The organism is Amycolatopsis sp. NPDC104863, from assembly GCF_055582965.1.
In genome coordinates, this window is record NZ_JBVJOW010000002.1 from 931962 (window position 1) to 953265 (window position 21304).

At 68.5% G+C, this 21304-nt stretch carries 20 protein-coding genes and 2 tRNA genes; 13 read left to right on the forward strand and 9 right to left on the reverse strand.

The window, feature by feature from the left end; genetic code table 11:
• Positions 1–2: 2 nt before the first annotated feature.
• Genes ACZ63J_RS14150 through hypB form a run of 11 tightly spaced genes read left to right on the forward strand, consistent with a single transcriptional unit; the run spans position 3 to position 8652 of the window.
• A complete protein-coding gene (locus tag ACZ63J_RS14150; RefSeq protein ID WP_465400830.1) occupies positions 3–1775 on the forward strand; it encodes a nickel-dependent hydrogenase large subunit in 1773 nt (590 codons plus the stop codon).
• On the forward strand, positions 1775–2287 hold the full coding sequence (locus ACZ63J_RS14155; protein WP_465400831.1) for a NifU family protein: 513 nt from the start codon (positions 1775–1777) through the stop codon (positions 2285–2287). The genes ACZ63J_RS14150 and ACZ63J_RS14155 overlap by 1 nt, the downstream gene beginning before the upstream one ends.
• Complete coding sequence (locus tag ACZ63J_RS14160) at positions 2284–2901, forward strand: DUF5947 family protein (protein WP_465400832.1); 618 nt, start codon at positions 2284–2286, stop codon at positions 2899–2901. The genes ACZ63J_RS14155 and ACZ63J_RS14160 overlap by 4 nt, the downstream gene beginning before the upstream one ends.
• The gene (locus ACZ63J_RS14165; RefSeq protein WP_465400833.1) at positions 2894–3523 is read left to right on the forward strand and encodes a DUF6084 family protein; all 630 of its coding nucleotides are present in this window, start codon (positions 2894–2896) and stop codon (positions 3521–3523) included. The genes ACZ63J_RS14160 and ACZ63J_RS14165 overlap by 8 nt, the downstream gene beginning before the upstream one ends.
• Positions 3520–4650 (forward strand): hypothetical protein, encoded by a 1131-nt coding sequence (locus tag ACZ63J_RS14170; protein ID WP_465400834.1) that lies wholly within the window; start codon positions 3520–3522, stop codon positions 4648–4650. Before ACZ63J_RS14165 ends, ACZ63J_RS14170 begins: the two co-directional genes overlap by 4 nt.
• Positions 4647–5141, forward strand: a complete 495-nt coding sequence (locus ACZ63J_RS14175; protein WP_465400835.1) for a hydrogenase maturation protease — start codon at positions 4647–4649, stop codon at positions 5139–5141. The genes ACZ63J_RS14170 and ACZ63J_RS14175 overlap by 4 nt, the downstream gene beginning before the upstream one ends.
• 4 nt (positions 5142–5145) lie before the next feature.
• Positions 5146–5418 carry a HypC/HybG/HupF family hydrogenase formation chaperone gene (locus ACZ63J_RS14180; RefSeq protein WP_465341580.1) on the forward strand — a complete coding sequence of 91 codons (273 nt, stop codon included), beginning with the start codon at positions 5146–5148 and terminating at the stop codon, positions 5416–5418.
• Between the two features lie 9 nt (positions 5419–5427).
• Entirely contained in the window at positions 5428–6555 is a 1128-nt protein-coding gene (hypD, locus tag ACZ63J_RS14185) for a hydrogenase formation protein HypD (RefSeq protein ID WP_465400836.1), read from the forward strand.
• Positions 6552–7628, forward strand: a complete 1077-nt coding sequence (hypE, locus tag ACZ63J_RS14190) for a hydrogenase expression/formation protein HypE (RefSeq protein ID WP_465400837.1) — start codon at positions 6552–6554, stop codon at positions 7626–7628. Before hypD ends, hypE begins: the two co-directional genes overlap by 4 nt.
• Positions 7629–7964 (forward strand): hydrogenase maturation nickel metallochaperone HypA/HybF, encoded by a 336-nt coding sequence (locus tag ACZ63J_RS14195; RefSeq protein WP_465400838.1) that lies wholly within the window; start codon positions 7629–7631, stop codon positions 7962–7964.
• Entirely contained in the window at positions 7957–8652 is a 696-nt protein-coding gene (hypB, locus tag ACZ63J_RS14200) for a hydrogenase nickel incorporation protein HypB (RefSeq protein WP_465400839.1), read from the forward strand. The genes ACZ63J_RS14195 and hypB overlap by 8 nt, the downstream gene beginning before the upstream one ends.
• On the opposite strand, the gene hypF is transcribed toward hypB, so the two are convergent.
• From hypF to ACZ63J_RS14215, 3 genes are all read right to left on the reverse strand, one after another.
• Positions 8609–10762, reverse strand: coding sequence for a carbamoyltransferase HypF (gene hypF, locus ACZ63J_RS14205; protein ID WP_465400840.1), 2154 nt, complete (start codon positions 10760–10762; stop codon positions 8609–8611). The two genes, hypB and hypF, sit on opposite strands and share 44 nt — an antisense overlap.
• Positions 10763–10810: 48 nt before the next feature.
• Positions 10811–11614: a hypothetical protein gene (locus ACZ63J_RS14210; protein WP_465400841.1), complete on the reverse strand. Its 804-nt coding sequence runs from the start codon at positions 11612–11614 to the stop codon at positions 10811–10813.
• A gap of 404 nt (positions 11615–12018) precedes the next feature.
• Positions 12019–13482, reverse strand: a complete 1464-nt coding sequence (locus tag ACZ63J_RS14215) for an AAA family ATPase (protein ID WP_465400842.1) — start codon at positions 13480–13482, stop codon at positions 12019–12021.
• Between the two features lie 165 nt (positions 13483–13647).
• On the opposite strand from ACZ63J_RS14215, the gene ACZ63J_RS14220 reads away from it, so the two are divergent.
• The gene (locus tag ACZ63J_RS14220) at positions 13648–14727 is read left to right on the forward strand and encodes a phosphorothioated DNA-binding restriction endonuclease family protein (RefSeq protein ID WP_465400843.1); all 1080 of its coding nucleotides are present in this window, start codon (positions 13648–13650) and stop codon (positions 14725–14727) included.
• Here ACZ63J_RS14220 and ACZ63J_RS14225 read toward each other — a convergent pair.
• Positions 14724–15635 (reverse strand): LysR family transcriptional regulator, encoded by a 912-nt coding sequence (locus ACZ63J_RS14225; RefSeq protein WP_465401006.1) that lies wholly within the window; start codon positions 15633–15635, stop codon positions 14724–14726. The two genes, ACZ63J_RS14220 and ACZ63J_RS14225, sit on opposite strands and share 4 nt — an antisense overlap.
• An 88-nt stretch (positions 15636–15723) precedes the next feature.
• Here ACZ63J_RS14225 and ACZ63J_RS14230 point away from each other — a divergent pair, with 88 nt between their 5' ends.
• Positions 15724–17031, forward strand: coding sequence for an aspartate aminotransferase family protein (locus ACZ63J_RS14230; RefSeq protein WP_465400844.1), 1308 nt, complete (start codon positions 15724–15726; stop codon positions 17029–17031).
• A 61-nt stretch (positions 17032–17092) separates the two neighbouring features.
• Here ACZ63J_RS14230 and ACZ63J_RS14235 read toward each other — a convergent pair whose 3' ends face one another.
• The 5 genes from ACZ63J_RS14235 to ACZ63J_RS14255 all read right to left on the reverse strand — a co-directional run bounded on the left by ACZ63J_RS14235 (position 17093) and on the right by ACZ63J_RS14255 (position 21281).
• Entirely contained in the window at positions 17093–18445 is a 1353-nt protein-coding gene (locus ACZ63J_RS14235) for a cellulose binding domain-containing protein (RefSeq protein WP_465400845.1), read from the reverse strand.
• On the reverse strand, positions 18442–20070 hold the full coding sequence (locus tag ACZ63J_RS14240; protein ID WP_465400846.1) for a glycosyl hydrolase family 18 protein: 1629 nt from the start codon (positions 20068–20070) through the stop codon (positions 18442–18444). The genes ACZ63J_RS14235 and ACZ63J_RS14240 overlap by 4 nt, the downstream gene beginning before the upstream one ends.
• A 224-nt stretch (positions 20071–20294) precedes the next feature.
• Positions 20295–20939: a hypothetical protein gene (locus ACZ63J_RS14245; protein WP_465400847.1), complete on the reverse strand. Its 645-nt coding sequence runs from the start codon at positions 20937–20939 to the stop codon at positions 20295–20297.
• Between the two features lie 137 nt (positions 20940–21076).
• Positions 21077–21150 (reverse strand) — tRNA-Arg (locus tag ACZ63J_RS14250).
• A gap of 41 nt (positions 21151–21191) precedes the next feature.
• Positions 21192–21281, reverse strand: a tRNA-Ser gene (locus ACZ63J_RS14255).
• Between the last annotated feature and the right edge of the window lie 23 nt (positions 21282–21304).

The window sequence follows — 21304 nt, forward strand, 5'->3', positions numbered from 1 at the left end:
TCATGACCGAAATGAAGGACAGGACCGACCTCGTCGAGATGGCGTGGGACCCGATCACCCGGATCGTCGGCAGCCTCGGGATCTACACGAAGATCGACTGGGCCGCGAAACGCGTCGTCGAGTGCCACAGCACGTCGTCGGTCTTCCGCGGCTACAGCATCTTCATGAAGGGCAAGGACCCGCGCGACGCGCACTTCATCACCAGCCGGATCTGCGGGATCTGCGGCGACAACCACGCGACGTGCTCGGTGTACGCCCAGAACATGGCCTACGGCGTGCGCCCGCCGCACCTCGGCGAGTGGATCATCAACCTCGGCGAGGCCGCCGAGTACATGTTCGACCACAACATCTTCCAGGAGAACCTGGTCGGGGTCGACTACTGCGAGAAGATGGTCGCCGAGACCAACCCCGGGGTGCTGGAGCTGGCCAACCGCACCGAGGCGCCGCACGCCGGCGACCACGGTTACCGCACCATCGGCGACATCATGCGCTCGCTGAACCCGCTGGAAGGCGAGTTCTACCGCGAGGCCCTCCAGGTGTCCCGCAGCACGCGCGAGATGTTCTGCCTGATGGAGGGCCGGCACGTCCATCCGTCCACTTTGTACCCCGGCGGCGTCGGCACGGTCGCCACCGTGCAGCTGTTCACCGACTACCTGACCCGGCTCATGCGCTACGTCGAGTTCATGAAGCGCTGCCTGCCGATGCACGACGACCTCTTCGACTTCTTCTACGAAGCCCTGCCCGGCTACGAAGAGGTCGGCCGGCGGCGGATCCTGCTCGGCTGCTGGGGCAGCCTGAACAACCCCGAGTACTGCGACTTCACCTACGAGAACATGGAGTCCTGGGGCCGGAAGATGTACGTCACGCCCGGCGTGGTCGTCGACGGCAAGCTCGTCACGACCAGCCTGGTCGACATCAACCTCGGCATCCGGATCCTGCTCGGCAGCTCGTTCTACGAGGACTGGGCCGACCAGCCGATGTTCGTCACGCAGGACCCGCTCGGCAACCCGGTCGACCAGCGCCACCCGTGGAACCAGCACACGATCCCACGCCCGGCGAAGCGCGACTTCGAGGGCAAGTACTCGTGGACGATGTCGCCGCGCTGGTTCGACGGCAAGGACCACCTCGCCCTCGACACCGGCGGCGGCCCGATCGCGCGCCTCTGGGTCACCGCGCTGGCCGGGCTCGTCGACACGCCGTACCTGAAGTCGACCGGCCACAGCGTCGTGATCAACCTGCCGCGCACGGCCACCAAACCCGAGGTCACCTTCGAGTGGAAGATCCCGAAGTGGAGCAACGCGCTCGAGCGCAACCGCGCGCGGACGTACTTCCAGGCGTACGCGGCGGCGCTGGCCCTGCACTTCGCCGACCAGGCCCTCGGTGAAGTCCGCCAGGGCAAGACCAAGACGTGGGAGCCGTTCAAGGTCCCGGACGAGGGCGTGAGCTGCGGCTTCACCGAAGCCGTGCGCGGCGTGCTCTCGCACCACATGGTGATCAAGGGCGGCAAGATCGCGAACTACCACCCGTACCCGCCGACGCCGTGGAACGGCAGTGTCCGCGACAGCTTCGGCACGCCGGGGCCGTACGAGGACGCCGTGCAGAACACGCCGATCTTCGAGGAGAACACGCAGGAGAACTTCAAGGGCATCGACATCATGCGCGCGGTCCGCAGCTTCGACCCGTGCCTGCCCTGCGGCGTGCACATGTACACCGGCAAGGGCAAGGTCGTCGAGCGGCTGCACACCCCGCACGCGTTCGGCGGGGAGATCGGCTGATGACGGCGGTCGACCGGGTCGGCGAGCGCATCGAGCAGCTGCTGGGCGAGCTTTCGGGCAAGGACGCCGAGCTCGCCGAGGAGCTCGTCCACACGCTGCTCGAGTTCTACGGCGCCGGCCTGGCCCGGATCGTCGAAGTCGTCGACCGGCCGCTGCTGGACCGCCTCGCCGAGGACGACCACGTCCGCGGCCTGCTCGTGCTGCACGACCTGCACCCGAAGTCGACACACGAGCGGGTCGCCGAAGCCCTCGACAAGGTCCGGCCGTACCTGGGTTCGCACGCCGGCGACGTCGAGTTTGTCGGGATCGACGACGGTGTCCTGCGGCTGCGGCTGCAGGGCACCTGCGACGGCTGCCCGTCCTCGACGGTCACCGCGAAGTACGCCATCGAACGGACCATCCGGGAGGTGGCGCCGGAGATCGCCGAGGTCGTCGTCGACGGTGCCGTACCGGAGGAAACCGGTCCGGGCGGCCGCACGCTGCTGCCCCTGTGCCCCGTGGAGGTCCCGTGACGGACGGCCTCCGCCGGTTCCGCACGCTCGCACCGCGCGTCGCCCCCGGCGAGCGGTGCGAGATGTGCGCGGAGCCGATCGGCGCGGAGCACGGGCACGTCATCGACCTCGAGTCGCGCACGATCCTGTGCACCTGCCGGGGCTGCTACCTGCTCTTCACCCACCGCGGGTCGGGCGGGAAGCGGCACCGCGCGGTGCCGCAGCGGTTCCGGCACGTGCCGCGCTTCGGGCCCGGCCCGGCGCTGTGGGAGTCGGCGGGGATCCCGGTGAAAACGGCGTTCCTCTTCCGCAACTCGGTGCAGGACCGGCCGGTCGCGTTCTACCCGAGCCCGGCCGGGGCGACCGAGTCGCTGCTGCCGCTCGGCACGTGGGACGAGCTGCTGGCCGCCGCGCCGGCGTTCGCCGACCTCGCCGACGACGTCGAAGCGCTGCTGCTGAACCAGCTCGACCTCGGGTTCGAGGCCTTCCTGGTGCCGATCGACGTCTGTTACGAGCTGGTCGGGATCGTCCGCTCGACGTGGCGCGGGTTCGACGGAGGCACCGAAGCGCACGAAGCCATCGACGGGTTCTTCGCGCGTCTGCGGGAGCGCAGCGAGGTCGTGACGGATGGCTGAGCTCACCTTCGACTGCGTCGACGTCCGGCCGCTGAAGTACGCGGCTTCGCCGACGCTGGCGTTCAAGCTGCGGATCACCGAGCTGTCCGGGCAGCCGGTGCACGCGATGGTGCTGCGCGTCCAGATCCGCATCGAGCCGCAGCGCCGCCGCTACTCCGACGACGAGTCCGAGCTGCTCACTCACCTCTTCGGCGAGCGCTCCCGGTGGGGCGAGACGCTGAAGCCGTTCCAGTTCACGACCGTCTCGGTCACCGTGCCGGGGTTCAGCGGCGCCACCGAGGTCGACGCCGAGGTGCCGTGCACCTACGACCTCGAAGTCGCGGCGGGCAAGTACTTCCACGCGCTGTCCGAAGGCGTGGTCCCGATGGTGCTGCTGTTCAGCGGCACCGTGTTCGGCAAGGGCGGCCCGGGGTTCTGGGTCGAGCAGATCCCGTGGCACACCCAGGCCGAGGTCCGGATGCCGGCGGGCGTCTGGGACGAGCTGATGGCGCGGTACTTCCCGAACGTCGCGTGGGTCAAGCTGCCGCGCGAGACGGTGGACGCGCTGCTCAAGTACAAGGCGCGGCACGCGATCCCGACCTGGGAAGCGGCGATCGAGCAGCTGCTGGAGGGTGCGCCGTGAACCCCGCGGACCAGGCCCGCGCGATCGGCGACGCCGTGCTCTACGAGGGTTACCTCCTCTACCCGTACCGGGCGTCGGCGCCGAAGAACCGCGTGCGCTGGCAGTGGGGCGTGCTGGTGCCGCCGTCCTACGCGTCGGCGGAGATCGGCGAGCACGCGTCGGCGCGGGTCGAATGTGTCCTCGAACCGCTCGAGCACACGATCCTGCACGTCAAGCTGCGGTTCCTGCAGACGCGGACACAGGGCACCTGGGACGAAGCCGACGAGCGGGAAGTCGACTTCGAGCTGCCGCTTTCGGAACTCCCCGCCGAACGGCCGTTCCAGGTGCAGCGGGGGCTGTCCGGCGTCCTCACCGCCTGCATCAACCCGCTCGACGGGCCGTTCGGCGGCGCCCGGCTGCGGGTCGAGGTGCACAACACGACGTCGTGGCACTCCGACGGCGTCCGCGAGCACGCCCTCCGCCATTCGCTGCTGGCCGCGCACCTCGTGCTCGGCGTGGACACCGGTCACTTCCTGTCGATGCTCGACCCGCCGGAGTGGGCGAAACCGGCGGTCGAAGCCTGCCGGCAGGAGCGGCTGTGGCCGGTGCTGATCGGCGACACCTCGCGCAGCACGGTGATGCTCGCGTCGCCGATCATCCTCTACGACAACCCGTCGATCGCGCCGGAAAGCCCGGGTGACCTCTTCGACGGCACCGAGATCGACGAGATCCTGACCCTGCGCACGATGACGCTCACCGACGAGGAAAAGCGCGAGGCCCGGGCCACCGACCCGCGTGCGGCGGCGATCCTCGACCGCGTCGACACGATGCCGCCGGAGCTGCTCGACCGGCTGCACGGCGCGATCCGGTCCGTGCGGCCGGTCGCGCCTTCGGTGTCCGTCGCCGGGGTGCGCGTCGCCGAGGGGTCCCGGGTGCGGCTGCGGCCGAACCTGCGTGGCGCCGACGCCCAGGACATGTTCCTCACCGGCAAGACCGCCACCGTCCGGGTCGTCCTGTCCGATGTGGACGGCGCCACGCACGTCGCCGTCACCCTCGACGACGACCCCGGCGCCGACCTCCAGCACGCCCACGGCCGGTACCGGTACTTCTCCCCCGACGAAATCGAACCCCTGGAGGTCGCGGAATGAGGCCACGAGTCCTGGTCGCCGGCATCGGCAACATCTTCCTGAGCGACGACGGTTTCGGCGTGGAGGTCATCAAGGAGCTGGAAGGGGCCGACCTGCCGCCCTGGGTGCAGATCGCCGACTACGGCATCGCCGGCATGCACCTCGCCTACGACCTGATGGGTGGTTACGACACGACGATCCTGCTCGACGCCACCCCGCACGGCCGGCCGCCGGGGACGCTCTCGCTCATCGAAGCCGACACCGCCGACACCGACGCCCTCACGAAGTCGTCGATCGACGCGCACGGCATGCAGCCGGACGCGGTGTTCCGGCTGCTCCGGCTGCTCGGCGGGGATGCCGGGCGGGTGCTGCTCGTCGGCTGTGAGCCGGCTTGTGTCGACGAAGGGATCGGCCTGTCGCCCGAGGTGACCGCGGCCGTTCCGGCGGCCGTGCGCGCCGTCACCGAACTGGCCTGGGGCACCAGCCCCCGGCTGCAGCCGACGGAGGTCTGAGCTCATGTGCCTCGGCATCCCGGGCGAGATCATCGAAATCAGCGAGGACCGCCCGGACCTCGCGAAAGTGTCCGTGAGCGGCGTCAAGCGCACCATCAACATCGGCCTGCTCGACGACGACCCGCCGAAGCCCGGCGAGTGGATCCTCATCCACGTCGGCTTCGCACTGTCCAAAATAGACGAGCAGGAGGCCGCGGCCGCGCTCGAGTTCCTCGAAAGCATCGGCAAGGCGTACGAGGACGAAATGGCCGCCCTCTTGGAATCCCGGATCGAATAAGGAGTCGTCATGCGTTTTGTCGACGAGTTCCGCGACGCGGAGAAGGCGCGGGCGCTGTCCGCGAAGATCACGTCGCTGTGCGAGCCGGGCCGGCACTACAAGTTCATGGAGGTCTGCGGCGGGCACACGCACACCATCTACAAACACGGCCTCGAGGACTACCTGCCCGAGAGCATCACGCTGGTGCACGGGCCGGGCTGCCCGGTGTGCGTGATCCCGATGGGCCGCATCGACGACGCCATCCACATCGCCCGGCAGCCCGGCGTGCTCATGACGTCGTTCGGCGACATGATGCGTGTGCCCGGGTCCGGCGGGAACTTCTTCGACTCGAACGCCGAGGGCACCAACATCCGCATGGTGTATTCGCCGCTCGACTCGCTGAAGATCGCGCGGCAGAACCCGGACCTGCGGGTCGTGTTCATGGCGATCGGGTTCGAGACGACGACGCCGTCCACCGCGATGACGCTGCTGCGCGCGGCTTCCGAGGGCATCGAGAACTTCTCGGTGTTCGGCAACCACGTCACGATCATCCCGGCGATCAAGGCCATCCTCGACTCCCCCGACCTGCGGCTCGACGGCTTCATCGGCCCGGGCCACGTCTCGACGGTGATCGGCTGCCGGCCGTACGAGTTCATCGCGCGCGACTACGGCAAGCCCGTGGTCGTCGCCGGGTTCGAGCCGCTCGACATCCTGCAGTCGATCTACATGCTGATGCTGCAGCTGTCCTCGGGGCGCTCGGAGGTCGAGAACCAGTACTCCCGGGTGGTGCCCTGGGACGGGAACATGGTGGCGTTGAAGGCGATCAACGAGGTCATGGAGCTGCGGCCGTACTTCGAGTGGCGCGGCCTCGGGTTCATCACGCACTCGGCGATGGCGGTCCGCGAGAAGTACGCCGCGTTCGACGCCGAACGGATCTTCGAGATCCCCGGCCTGCGCGTCGCCGACCCGAAGGCGTGCCAGTGCGGTGAGGTGCTCAAGGGCGTGCTGAAGCCGTGGGAGTGCAAGGTGTTCGGCACCGCGTGCACGCCGGAAACGCCGATCGGGACGTGCATGGTCTCACCCGAAGGCGCCTGCGCGGCGTACTACAACTTCGGCCGGTTCAGCCGTCAGCGCGTCCGGGAGGCGAGCCGCGCATGACGACGACCGAACGCGAGCAGCAGGTCCTGGACCGCATCGAACGGGCCCGGCGCCGGCGCGCGAAAGTGCGTGAAGAGCGCATCACGCTGTCGCACGGCGCGGGCGGCAAGTCGACGCACACGCTGATCGAAGCCGTGTTCCTCGACGCGTTCCGCAACCCCCTGCTGGAGCCGCTCGAAGACTCGGCGTCGCTGACCGTCGGCGACGCCCGGCTGGCCCTGACCACGGACTCCTACGTCGTCTCGCCGCTGTTCTTCCCCGGCGGGAACATCGGCGACCTGGCGATCAACGGCACGGTGAACGACCTCGCCGTGTCCGGCGCACGGCCGTTGTACCTGACCGCGGGGTTCATCCTCGAAGAGGGATTCCCGGTCGAGGACCTGCTGAAGATCGTCGACTCGATGAAGTCGGCGGCGCTCGCGGCCGGCGTCCAGATCGTCACCGGCGACACCAAGGTCGTCCAGCGCGGCAAGGCCGACGGTGTGTACATCAACACGGCCGGGGTCGGGGTGCTCACCCGCACCGGCCTCGGCGTGGCCACCGTGAAGCCCGGAGACGCCGTCCTCGTCTCCGGGCCGATCGGTGACCACGGCGTCACGATCATGCTGGCCCGCGGCGAGCTCGACATCGACGCCGACCTCGAGTCCGACACCGCGCCGGTGCACGACCTGGTCGCCGGGCTGCTCGCCGCGGTGCCCGGCGTGCGCGCGATGCGGGACGCGACCCGCGGCGGTGTCGCGACGATCCTCAACGAGATCGCGAAGGCGGCGGAGGTCGCCGTGGTCGTCGACGAGAAGGCCGTCCCGGTCCGGACCGAGGTCCGCGGCGCGTCAGAGCTGCTCGGGATCGACCCGCTGTACGTCGCGTGCGAGGGCCGGATCGTGGTCGTCGTCGACGGCGCCCAGGCCGCGGACGCCCTGGCCGCGTTGCGCGCGCACCCGCTGGGCGCGGACGCCGCGGTGATCGGCCGGATCGCCGACGACCCGCCGGGGATCGTGTTGCTGAACACGACGTTCGGCGGCACCCGGATCGTGGACCTGCTGGTCGGGGACCCGTTGCCGAGGATCTGCTGAATGCACGAAATGTCCGTCACGCAGTCGGTGGTCGACACGATCGTCACCCGGCTCGGCGACGCGCGCGTGTCGTGCGTGCGGCTGGAGATCGGGCGGCTGTCCGGGGTGGTGCCGGACAGCGTCCGCTTCTGCTTCGACGTCCTGTGCACGGGGACTTCTCTGGAAGGCGCCCGGCTGAACATCGCCGAGCCGTCCGGGCGCGCCCGCTGCCGCGACTGCGGCGCCGAGTTCACGCTCGACGACTTCATCCTGCTGTGCCCCTGCGGCAGCGCCGACGTCTCGGTGCTCGCCGGGCGCGAACTGCGCATCACCTCGGTGGAGGTCAGCCATGTGTGACACCTGCGGCTGCTCCGATTCGGACGTCCGGATCACCGACCACACCCACACCGTGGTCCTGGAGCAGGACATCCTGGCGAAGAACGACGAACTCGCGTCGCACAACCGGACGCACCTGCGCTCGTCGGACGTCTTCGCCCTGAACCTGATGAGCTCCCCCGGCGCGGGGAAGACGACGCTGCTGGAGCGGACCATCTGCGCTGTCGATGTTCCGTGCGCGGTGATCGAGGGTGACCAGGAGACACTGCTCGACGCCGAGCGCATCAAGGCCACGGGCGCGCCGGTGGTGCAGATCAACACCGGCGCCGGCTGCCACCTGGACGCGTCGATGCTGCACCGCGCTCTGCACTCGCTCGCGCTCGCGCCCGGCTCGACGCTGTTCATCGAGAACGTCGGCAACCTGGTCTGCCCGGCGCTGTTCGACCTCGGCGAGGCCGCGCGCGTCGTGATCCTGTCGGTGACCGAGGGGCCCGGGAAGCCGCTGAAGTACCCGCACATGTTCGCCGCGACGGACCTGGTGCTGCTGAACAAGGTCGACCTGCTGCCGTACGTCGACTTCGACGTCGCGGAGTTCGAGCGGGACGTCCGCCGCGTGAACCCGACGGCGCAGGTCCTTCAGATCAGCGCCACGCGCGGCGACGGCCTCACCGAGTGGCACGACTGGCTACGGCAACCTGTCCGAAGCTGATCCCGCCGTCGTTCGTGGGCACGTCCCGGTGGGTCAGGACCGTGAAGCCGGTGTTCTCCAGCGCTTCGACGGTCCGGTCGAGCAGGAGGACGTTCTGGAAGACACCGCCGGACAGCGCGACGGTGGTGCTGTGCTCCCGCAGCCGGTCGCAGGTGCCCGCGATCGCCGCGGCGACCCCGTTGTGGAACCGCGCGGCCCTGACCGGCCGGGTGGCGGTGTCGTCCAGGAGCGCGGCGATGAGGTCTTCACCGTGGACGACGTCGTCGACGCGCGCCGGGTAGGCGGCCGTCTCGGCGGGGTCGGCGAGCTGCTCCAGCTCGATGGCGGCCTGACCCTCGTAGTTGATGGTGTCGCGGACCCCGAGCAACGCGGCGGCGGCGTCGAAGAGCCGGCCGGCGCTGGAGGTCAGGGGTGAGTTGAGGCCACTGCGTTTCAGCTTCACGATGGTCTCGTCCGCGGGCCGCCCGAGTTCGTCCACATAGGACGCAGCCATCCGCCACGGCTGCCGGATGGCCTGCGCGCCACCGGGCATGGCGACGGTGCGGAGGTGGCTGAGCCGCTGGTAGGTGGTCAGGTCGGCGAGGAGGAACTCACCGCCCCAGATGGTGCCGTCGGGACCGAAGCCGGTGCCGTCGAAGGCGACACCGAGGACCGGGCCGTCGTGGTGGTTGTCGGCCAGGCAGGCGGCGATGTGGGCGTGGTGGTGCTGCACGCCCAGGAGGTCGGTTTCCTGCTCCAGCGCGTATTTCGTGGAGAGGTACTCGGGGTGGAGGTCGTGGGCGATGAGCGCGGGCTCGACGTCGAAGAGGCGCTTGAGGTGGGTGATGCCTTCGGTGAAGGCCAGGTAGGTCTCGTAGTTCTCGAGGTCGCCGATGTGGTGCGAGACGAAGGCGTGCCGGCCTTTGGCGAGGCAGAAGGTGTTCTTGAGCTCGGCGCCGCAGCCGAGAAGGTGCTTTGTCGTTTTCTCGATGCGGACGGGCTCCGGCGCGTACCCGCGCGACCGCCGTTGGAGCTGCGGCTTTCCTCGGACGATCCGCACCACGGAGTCGTCGGTCCTGGTCTGGATCGGCCGGTCGTGGCGGAGAAAGGCGTCAGCGATGTGCTTGAGGCGGCCGAGGTCGTCGTCGCGGTAGACGATGGGCTCGTCGGAGACGTTGGCGCTGGTCAGGACGATGGGACCGGTGCGTTCGAGCAGCAGGTGGTGCAGCGGGGTGTAGGGCAGCATGAGCCCGACCCGCCGGTTCCCGGGCGCGACGGCTTCGGCGAGGCCGGTTTTCTTGGGCAGCAGCACGATGGGCCGCCGCCGGCTGCTCAGCGCTTCTTCGGCTGCCCTGTCGACTTCCGCCAGCTCCCGGGCCTCGGCCAGGTCGGCGACCATGACGGCGAAGGGCTTGTCCTCACGGTGTTTCCTCGCGCGCAGCTTCCGCGCGGCTTCTTCGTGCCGCGCCCCGACGGCGAGGTGATATCCACCCAGCCCCTTGATCGCGACGACCGCGCCTTGGTCGATCGCGGCCGCGGCTTGGCTGATGGGGTCACCGCCGCCGGGCTCGAACCGGAGAGTGGGCCCGCAGGCGGGACAGCAGACGGGCTGGGCGTGGAACCGCCGGTCGTCGGGGTCTTCGTACTCCTGCTTGCAGTCGGCGCACAGCGCAAACCCGGCCATGGTGGTGAGCGGCCGGTCGTAGGGAACGCCGGTGACGATCGTGAACCGCGGGCCGCAGTTGGTGCAGTTGACGAAGGGGTACCGGTAGCGCCGGTCCGCGGGGTCTCGGAGCTCGCGCAGGCAGTCGTCACAGGTGGCGGAATCGGCGGAGATGAGCGTGTCGGCGGCACCCCCGTCGGGACTCCCGACGATCCGGAAGCCGGTTGTCCCTTCCGCGGGAATCTCACGCACGTCGACCCGATCAACCACGGCGAGCGGCGGCGCCTGCTCTCTCAGCGCCTCTTGGAACGCGGCGATCGAAGCTGGTGGGCCTTCGACCTCGATGAACACCCCACGGACGTCGTTCCCGACGAAGCCCCCGAGCCCGAGCTGCCTCGCGAGCCGATGGACGAAAGGCCGAAACCCCACGCCCTGCACCACCCCGGCGACCCGCACCGCCACCCGCACCGGCTCAGTCTGCGCCCCCGCCGGCCCGGCGTCGAGAACCCCAACCGGCTATTTCTGCAAGTCGACAAAGGCGCGGCCGAGTTCTGCTTTGAGGTGCTCTGGTGCGCAGAACGTGACTGGACCCGAATGTGTGCGTCCGGTACCAGGAGCTATCACCATCTCGCTGGGTGCGACAACAAACGCCGCCCCAGCATCGATCAAGCTTGTGCGGGCCTCAGTGAGGTAAGTGAGGACCTGCTCGTAGCCTTCCCTGATGTAGTCGCCCTTTGTGCTGTACTTGCACTCGACGATCACGGCACGCCGCGTCGTGTGGTTGATCAGGAGGATGTCCGGACTTTTCACACGACCGGGGAACTTAAGTCCCTGGGCCGCGGGCACGTACGGCTCAACCTGGTTTTGCTCGGCCCAGACATCGGCTGCCTCGAACCACAGGGCCCAGGTTTGCCCCATTTTGTCGACGACCTCGTACGCTGCGCCGCGAGCACCACCAAGGAGTGGTCGGAGGCTGACGGTCTCGCATTGCTCCGAACGCAAGAAGCTCAAGACCGTCCCAAAAACGCCCAAGTGGAACAGCGGTGCGCACATCTCTTCGTCGGGGAAGATCTGCGCCTGAGCCAGGCTGACCAAGTCGTCACTGTCCTCCTTGCGCAGCAGGCTCGCCAGATCAGCCACGCTTCGCCACCGCGCTCCCGACCGCTGCAGGTCCTTGATCATCCCCAGATCCGGCAGCACCGGAACAACTTGTTGCAACTCAGGACGGTCCGCCAACGCCCGAAGAGCGGCAAGTTGCGGTTGGACGGGCTCGCCGATGTCATCACGTACCTTCCGCGCGTCCTGGTACACCTGGAGCACGCGGTCCACAGTCCAGCGGAGCGCACTGAGCAACGATTCATCAGAACTTCGACTGCGGGTGCGCGAGACGAAGTCACGGGGAGGCCAGCCGCTTCGACGCGTGGTTACCCAGTCGATCCGTCCCTGCGGCGCCAAGCTGGCTGTCCTCGCCACTTGCGAGTGCACCGGCACGATGGCCAACCAGTCCCTTGTGCTCGTCGGGAACCGGCTCAAGGTGTGCAGGCACTTCATGAAGAGGACCCGGTGTGCTCGGCGTTCAACATCGCGAGCCGACCACCGGGCAAACTCTCCGTCGTGGAGGACAGCAGCCAATCCGGCGAAAAGCTCTCCTTTGCCCGACCAACTGTGGAAGAGCTCCCGAACACCCTCCCAGGGAATGGAGAGGGATTTTTGCCGCGTGGCCATCACTGCAACTCACGAAGCCGTTCTTCGATCCAGTTCCACTCGCGACCGAGCACGTCCTCGCGTCGCAACTCTTGGCTGAGCCGGGTGAGCTTCTCCCCCAGCCCAGCAAGCCAGGCACCCATGCTCGCGAGGTAGGCCTCCGCGATCAGCTCGACCAGCGGCACGTCTTCCGCGGCCCACCGGCCGGCGGCGACATAACGCGGGATGGCCAAGAGAGCGGCCGGCCCCATGGCCTCTCCAGTGGTTGCGTGCGCGGAGTGCACCCGAACGAGGATCGCCGTCAGCGTAGTTCGGTCGTCCACCGGCAGGGCCGGTGTGAGGTCGTCAAGCCGCGTTTCGAGCGCTCGGGTGAACGCGTCCACGCCGGGCACCGGCATCGGGATGTGGTCGAAGCGCCGCCCCAACGCCTGACCGAAGCGAAACACGCGTTGCGCATCGATGGCGTTGTAGGTGCCGAGGAGCCGCCAGTCCCGCCCGGCGAGGTAGTGGATCGGCCCGGTGGAGAGACCGTCACCGCGCAGCCGGTCGATGCCGACCACTTTGCTCTCCGCAGTGTCCGACCACCCCAAAATGATCTTACTGGCTCGCGGGTCTGCGCTAACCCGCCCGACCTCAACCGACTGGCCCGACAGCCAGGTGAACAAGCCGGCGAAGATCCGGTCGAGATCGGCCCGATTTGCTTCGTCCAAGATCAGCCATTGGTCGCGGTGGATAGCTTCCAGCACATGTCCGGGACTGAATCGGAGACGGCCGTCATCGTCGACGGTGTCACCACCCACGAGTTCTCGAGCTGTCCAAGACTCGTCGGGAGTCACCACCATCGGCACGTTGAGTCCGGACAACCCGAATGATGCCGGATTCGCCCAGATTTCTGCCGCCAGTTCCGTGAGCAAGTGAGTCTTACCGGTACCCGGCGGCCCCACGAGCATCACGGCGGGACGTGACTGGACGGAGAGGCGAAGCATCCGCCGAATACGGCCGTCCAGTTCGAGGCGGTACTTCGGCGGTTTGATAGTGGCCACATCCTGCGCCAAGAGGCCAAAATGCTGGCTCAACGCATTCGCCACCCGGTCGCCCTCGATGGAGAACCCCAGCCAGCTCGCTTCCCAGCCGTCCGCGTTCCTCCCGATCACGAGGCCGACCGGGAAGGTTCCCTCGTCTGAGCCTCCCAAGAGCGGACGGAGCTCGTTCCGGATTCGGGCGATCGTGTCAGCACCCGACCGCAAATCCGCCACGACAACCGCAAGGGCCTGATCGCCCGAGTGCCCGCCGTTGGCGAACTGCGCGGTCACGTCATCGCCGGCGGCGACCTGGACCGCCGCAACCTCGGTGGTCTTGAGGTCAGCAACGTCGGCTAGCAGCATCCTCAGCCGGTGAAATTCGTTGTCCGCCGACTCAATGTCCACCTTGGCGAGCCCCTGCTCCAGCAACGTGGCTGGCGGCAACGACGTCGGTTCGCTCATGTCGATCGACCGTACTGGCTGGAGGACGCGCCTCTCCGTTGACACGCTAAGTGACGCTAGAGACTTCGTTTAGGGAACGCCGACCGCGACCCGGAACACCGCGAAACGTGCGTACGGACGCTTCGCATCGCTACACTCGGTGGCCGCGAGCCACGGAGGAGTGACTTGGACGAGAGGCAACTGCTCGCGGAGCTCAGGGGACTCCGCGGGCCAGCGGCAGCCGGCCGATCCGCGGGTGATCACGCCCTGCTGGTGCTGTGGATGCTGGCGAAGTTCGTCGACAGTGGTGCGCGAGACCGGCAGTACAGCACCGCTGAAGACCCGGTCACCGCCTTGATCAAGGCGTACACACCCACCACCGCGTCGGCTACCGATCTGGCAGCCGGCCCCTTCGTTGCGCTGAGTAGGTCGCTGTGGCACGTCGCTGAGGCAGACGGAACGACCATTCCAGCGACGCCGCGGCGCACCGGCGCCTGGCTCAAGGCGCGCGGTGCTCGCGGCCAACTCACCAGCGAATTCGTTGAGCTGATCAACACTCCACGAACGCTCTTCGAAGCCGTGGACACCCTGTTGGATGAGCATTTTGACGCCGAATCGGGCAGGCAGTTGCGGGACGAACTTGACCTCAATCTCCGCGTTTCGGCCTCCAGTTCGCCGCTGCGCAAGAAGTCGCCCCCTGCTTCGCGGCAAATCAGTTTCTCGCTGGGCGATGACGACCCTTCGGTGCGGCCCCTCCGACTGCCCAACGACTTCGACTCATTCGACCGCGACACCCGCCTCCGCTGGCAAGCCTTCCTGTGGCTGACTGACGCTATCCGCGAGAAGGGACGTCGCCTGCCTGCTCGACAGCTTGAGGGGTTCTCGTTCGAGGGCGAAGACATGCGGCTCATCGTCCAACCGGGCATTTGGAAGCCGGCCGAACTCACGGCGCCACTTTCCATCCGCACGACTTATACGCCGCCAAACCAGCCTCGTCCCTACGACGACGAGGAAGGCCCAGATGGCTTGATCCGGTACAAGTACCGGGGCACCGATCCGAAGCACTCCGCGAACGTCGCGTTGCGTCGGGCGATGACGGACAAGCGACCGTTGATCTGGTTCAAGGCCGCGGCCAAGTCGGTGTACGAGCCGTACTTCCCGTTCTGGGTGCACCGAGATGAGCCGGAAAAGTTGCAGATCGCCGGCAACTTCACCCCACCTCCGGGCATTGACCCGGCGTGGAACGAACTGATTCGCCAGACCTAACGCTCACCGGCCCATTCGGCCAGGGCCGGCAGGTCCGGCCGCTGCCGCAACGCGTCCAGCACCACGTGCACCGCCGCGCGGGTCGGGGAGCCGCGCCGCACGACCGCCGCGATCGTGCGCGTCACCGGAGTCGCCAGCTCCCGCGTCGACACGCGGTAACGGCGGTCCACCGCCAACCCCGGCAGCAGTGCGATCGACAACCCGGCCTCCACGTGCTGCAGCGTCATCAAGTAGTTGCTGAAGCGGCACACCACCCGCGGCTCGAACCCCGACTCGCGACACAGGCGCAGCGTCAGGTTCGCCATGTACGACTGCGGTGCGTCCAGCGCCCACGGCTCGTCCGCGTAGGCCGAAAGCACCGCCGGACCTCGCGGAGCGTCACCCGACGAAACGAGCACGATCGGGTCCGTGGCCAGCGGGACGATGTCGAGGTCCGGGCCCAGTGGCTGCTCGACGAAGTCGGTCGTCGTGAGGATCACGTCCGCGTCGCCGCCGCGCAGGGCCGGGATGCTCGCGTGGGGCTCGAGCTCCAGCAGCTCGACCTCCAGGTGCGGGTGCGCGGCCGCGAGGCGGGTCACCGCCGGGACCGCCATCGTGTGGATCGCGCTCTGGAACGCGCCGAGGCGCACCAGCCCGACCGGCTCCTCGCCGAGGGTGCGCAGCTCCGCCTCGACCGTGTCCATGTGGTCGAGGATCGCCCGCGCGCGCCGGGCCAGCATCAGGCCCGCCGGCGTCAGGCGGACCCGGCGGCCCGTGCGTTCCAGCAGCTGGGTGCGGGTTTCCGCCTCGAGCACCGCGAGCTGCTGGGAGACGCTCGACGCGCTCAGGTTGGCGTCCTGCGCGACCGCGCGGACCGTGCCCAGGGTGTCGAGGCGGCTCAGCAGCCGCAGGCGCCACGGGTTCAGCATGACGCCCATTCTTGTACGGCAGAACCGAACACCAAAGCCGGAATCGTGAGCTGGACGTGACGCTCGGCGTCGACCTACCGTCGAGCCCATGAACCCCACCGCCACGTTCTGGGCCGACGTCGACCGGCACCTCGTGCGCTACGGCGGCGCCTTCACGCGCGAAATCATCGACCACGCCGAAGGCAGCTTCGTCTTCACCGAGGACGGCCGCCGGATCCTCGACTTCACCTCCGGCCAGATGAGCGCGATCCTCGGGCACTCGCACCCGGAGATCGTCGAGACCGTCCGGCGGCAGGTCGGGCGGCTGGACCACCTGTTCAGCGGCATGCTGAGCCGCCCGGTCGTCGACCTCGCCCGGCGCCTGGCCGACACGCTCCCGGCGCCGCTGGAGAAGGCACTGCTGCTGACCACGGGCGCCGAGTCGAACGAGGCGGCCGTCCGGCTGGCCAAGCTCGTCACCGGCAAGCACGAGATCGTCTCGTTCGCCCGCTCGTGGCACGGCATGACGCAGGCCGCGGCGAGCGCCACCTACAGCGCCGGCCGCCGCGGGTACGGGCCCGCCGCGCCGGGCAACTTCGCGATCCCGGCGCCCCACTCCTACCGGCCGGACTTCACCGACGCCGAGGGCGACCTCGACTGGCGGCGTCAGCTCGACTTCGGCTTCGACCTGATCGACGCGCAGTCGGTCGGCAGCCTGGCCGCGTGCCTGGTCGAGCCGATCCTGAGCTCCGGCGGCATCATCGAGCCGCCGCCCGGCTACTTCGCGGCGTTGCAGCAGAAGTGCCGCGAGCGCGGCATGCTGCTGATCCTCGACGAAGCCCAGACCGGGCTCTGCCGCACCGGCACGTGGTACGCGTTCGAGCGTGACGGCGTGGTCCCCGACATCCTGACGCTGTCCAAGACCCTCGGCGCCGGGCTGCCGCTGGCGGCGGTGCTGACCAGCGCGGAGATCGAGCAGGAGGCGCACAACCGCGGGTTTCTCTTCTTCACCACGCACGTCGCGGACCCGCTCCCGGCAGCGGTCGGCAACACGGTCCTCGACGTGCTGATCCGCGACCGTCTCGACGAGCGCGCGCTCGAGCTGGGCGGCGTGCTGCGCCGGGGCCTGGAGCAGCTCGCGGAGTACCACGACGTGGTCGGTGACATCCGCGGCCGCGGCCTGCTCGCGGGTCTGGAGCTGGTGGTGGACCGCGACACCAAGCAGGGCTCGGACGAGCTGGGCGCCCACGTCACGCGGCGCTGCCTCGAGCTGGGCCTGCACATGAACATCGTCCAGCTGCCGGGAATGGGCGGAGTGTTCCGCATCGCCCCGCCGTTGACGGCGACCGAAGAAGAGATTTCCCTGGGGTTGTCGATCCTCAACGACGCCATCGGGGACGCCGTCAAAGCGCTCTGAACGACGAAGGCCTCCTTGCCGGCCCGGGGAGCCGGCAAGGAGGCCGTCATTCACAACGACGTCAGAAGCCCGCCGTCACCTTCGTGAAGTCCCAGTCGTTCTGCGCGATGCCGCTGCACGCCGACTGCACACCGCCGCCGGGGCAGCCGCGGTCGCGGTTGACCGACCAGAACGCCAGGCGGCCGATCTTGTTCGACTTGGCCCAGTTCGTGATCTGGGTCCACGTCGACAGATCCGTCAGCTCCTGCTGGTCGGACAGCCCGTTCATGCCCGAGATGCCCAGGTGGCTGTACGCCGTGGCGTCGTTCCACCCGAACGTCGACTTCAGCTTGTCGCGCAAGCCGTTCGCCGCGCTCGTCGTGCTGGCGTACATGTTCGAGCCGCCGCCGAAGTCGAACGGCATGATCGTGAACACGTCCACGTTCGCACCGAGGGCCTTCGACTGGTCGATGAGCCGGTTGCCGTAGTAGTTCGGGCCGGTCGTCGACGTGCCGAACGTCAGGATGGTCTGCACGCCCGGGTTGTTCTGCTTGACGATCTTCAACGCGCCCAGGATCCGGTCCTGGACGGCCTCGTTCTCGAACTCGTCGGAGTTCTCGATGTCGATGTCGATCGCCTTGAGCCCGTACGCGTTGATCACCTGCTGGTAGGCGCCGGCCAGCGCGGCCGACGTCGAGCAGTTCGGGCCCAGCTTGTTGCCGCTCCAGCCGCCGAACGACGGGACGACCTGGCCGCCCGCCGCCTTGATCTGCGCGATCGCGTTGGCGTCCGCGCTGCCCGAAAGCGGACGGCTGCTGTCCCACGCCGGGTTGCAGCCACCGGAGGCGTTGATGAACGCCATGGTGAACCACTTGACGCCGGTCGCGTTCATCACCGTCTGCGGGTTCGGCGGGCTGCCCCAGCCCATGTACAGGTACGGCGCGCCCTTGCCGCCGGTGCCCGGCGGCGGGGTGGTCGTGGGCGGGGGTGTCGTCGTAGGCGGCGGTGTGGTCGTGGTGGGAGGTGTCCCCCCGGCCGCACACGACCCACCGTTGAGCTTGCAGTTCGACGGCGCGACGTACGAACCCGAGTACGTCACGTTGAAGCCGAAGCTCGCGCTACCGCCGTTGCCGACGTTGCCGTTCCAGGTGTTCTTGACGGTGACGTGCTGGCCGGCCGCGGTGTAGCTGCCGTCCCACAGCGAAGCGATCTTCGCGCCGCCCGGCAGGTCGAACTCGACGGTCCACGAGGTGAGCGTCGAGCCCGAGCCGTTGGCGATCGTGTACTTGCCCTCGTACCCGGTGCCCCAGTCGGAGCCCTTGGTGAAGGTCGCGGACACGCCGCCCGCCGCGTTCGCCGGGGCGATCACGACCATCGCGCCGATCGTGGCGGCCGCGGCCGCCAGCCCGAGTGCGGGCAACCACCGGCGCTTCACGACAGGCCGTTCTTCATCGCGGTGATGAGCTCGCCGTTGCTCGTGTCACCGGTCAGCTCCCAGAAGAACGCGCCGCCGAGACCCTGCTGCTTGGCGTAGGACATCTTGCCGCCGATGGTGCCCGGGGTGTCGTAGCTCCACCAGTTGCTGCCGCACTTCGCGTAGGCGGTGCCGGCGAACGTGCCGGTCGACGGGCAGGAGTTCTTCAGGACCTTGTAGTCCTCGATGCCCTGCTCGTACGTGCCCGGCGCGGGGCCGGTCGCGGTGCCACCCGGCGTGCTCTGCGTGACGCCGGTCCAGCCACGGCCGTAGAAGCCGATGCCCAGCAACAGCTTGCTCGACGGGACGCCCTTGCTCTTCAGCTTCTGGATCGCCGCGTCGGAGTAGAAGCCCGGCGTCGGGATGCCGGTGAAGTTGGTCAGCGGCGAGTGCGGGGCCGTCGGACCCTGCGGCGCCCAGGCGCCGAAGTAGTCGTAGGTCATGACGTTGAACCAGTCGAGGTACGGCGCGGCACCGGCGTAGTCGGCGACGTCCAGCTTGCCGCCGTTGCTGCCGTCCGCCGAGATGGCCGAGGTGACCAGGAACGACGAGCCGAACTTCGAGCGCAGCGCGGACATCAGGTTCTTGTACGAGTTGGCGCCGCTGGAGTCACAGCTCAGGCCGCACGCGTTCGGGTACTCCCAGTCGATGTCGATGCCGTCCCAGATGTCGGCCCAGCGCGGGTCCTTCAGCAGGTTGTAGCAGGACTGCGCGAACGCGGCCGGGTTCTGCGCGGCCTGGCCGAAGCCACCGGAGTACGTCCAGCCGCCGAACGACCAGATCACCTTGAGGCCCGGGTGCATCTTCTTCAGCTTGCGCAGCTGGTTGAAGTTGCCCGCGACCGGCTGGTCCCAGGTGTCGGCGACACCGTCGACGCTGCCCGCGGCGTCGTAGGTCTTCTGGTAGTCGGCGTACGGGTCGTCGTTGGCCGTGCACGAGCCGTTCGTGACGTTGCCGAACGAGTAGTTGATGTGCGTCAGCTTGTTCGCCGAACCCGACGTCTCGATGTTCTTGACGTGGTAGTTGCGGCCGTAGACGCCCCACTGCACGAAGTAGCCGACGTTCTTCAGCCCACCCGGCGGGGGCGGCGTGGTGGTGGTCGTCGTCGGCGGCGTGGTGGGCGTGGTCGGGGTGGTGGTCGGCTGCGTCGGGGTGGTCGGCGTGGTGGTCGGGGTGCCACCGCCGGCGTCGCAGGAGCCGCCGTTCAGCCGGCAGTTGGAGGGGGCGGCGAAGGCGCCCGAGTAGGAGACGTTGAAGCCGAAGCTGGCGCTGCCGCCGTTGCCGACGTTGCCGTTCCAGGTGTTCTTGACGGTCACGTGCTGGCCGGCGGCGGTGTAGCTGCCGTCCCACAGCGAAGCGATCTTCGCGCCGGACGGGAGGTCGAACTCGACCGTCCAGCTGGGCAGCGCCGAACCGGAGCCGTTGGCGATCGTGTACTTGCCCTCGTAGCCGGTGCCCCAGTCGGAGCCCTTGGTGAAGCTCGCGCTGACACCACCGGCGGCACTCGCCGGCACGGTGACGAGCCCGATCGCGATCGCGCCGACCGCGGTGAAGAGACCGAGGAGGTGCCATCTCTTTCTGGACATAACTCTCCCTTGAGCCAGATGCAGGGCGGCGGACACCAGTGCCGGCGGGGACCAGGGCGGTGTTTTGCGCCGTTTGCGAAGACAGTACGTGGTCCAGACCAATGATGAAAGGTCAACCACGGAGAGTGCCGGACAGCGGATGACCACTGCGGCATCGGCGGGTTGGCTGGTCTAGTCCAGTTACGCAAAGCAGCCGGATCAAGGGAGAAGGACGGCGGGACGGCTCAGCGCGGAGGCTGCGGTCCCCAGCCGGGGTGGGGCTGCTGGGGCTGCGGCTGTTGCGGGTGTCCCGGCGACGGCTGGTTCCAGCCGGGAGCTTGCGATCCGGGCGGCGGCTGGTGCGGACCCGGGTTTTGCGGTCCAGACGGCGACTGGGGCGCGACCGGCCCCTGCGGCCCGAACGACTGGTGCGACACCGGCCCTTGCGGCCCGAACGACTGATGCGAAACCGGCGGTCCGGACTGGTACCCGGCCGGTGCCTGGTTCGGCACCCCCGCGACCGGCGGCTGCTGCCAGTCGTGCGCGGGCGGCTGGTTCCCCATCGCCCGCGGCGGCCCGGCGGCCTGCTCACCCGGCTTCTTCCGCCGGTTCCGGATCCCGATCCACAGGCTCCTGGCCCCGAAGACGACGATGAGCCCACCGAGCCCCATCGCGGCCCACGTCGCGGCCTGGTCGGACTTCCGCTGCTGGTCGACGCTGCTGCGACCGGTCTCGTCCCCGGTGGTCGTGGAGGTGCTCACGCACTCGTCACCGGACTGCATGATCCGCCCACCGCAGCGAACGGTCGAGTCCCCCAGCTTGCCGACCCCGCCCGCGATCGCGGCGATCCCGAACAACACGACCAGACTCGACACGATGATGCGTTTCATCAACCCCGACATCCCTAACGCGAAAACGGCATTCCGGGGGTGAACGCGCGAGCCGCCGAACCGGTTTAGCCGGCCGCGCCCATGAGAAAAGGCCCCTCCGGCGAACCGGAGGGGCCTTTTGCTGTCTCAACCAGACGTGCGCCCGAAGGGATTCGAACCCCTGACCTTCTGATCCGTAGTCAGATGCTCTATCCAGCTGAGCTACGGGCGCGTGTTCAGTTGTAACCTAGCACCCGGCGAACCGGGTACCAGCGGAGGCTCCGGGATTTGAACCCGGGAGGGGGGGTTACCCCCAACCGCATTAGCAGTGCGGCGCCATAGACCAGACTAGGCGAAGCCTCCTGGGCCCAACGACCACTGCTCAG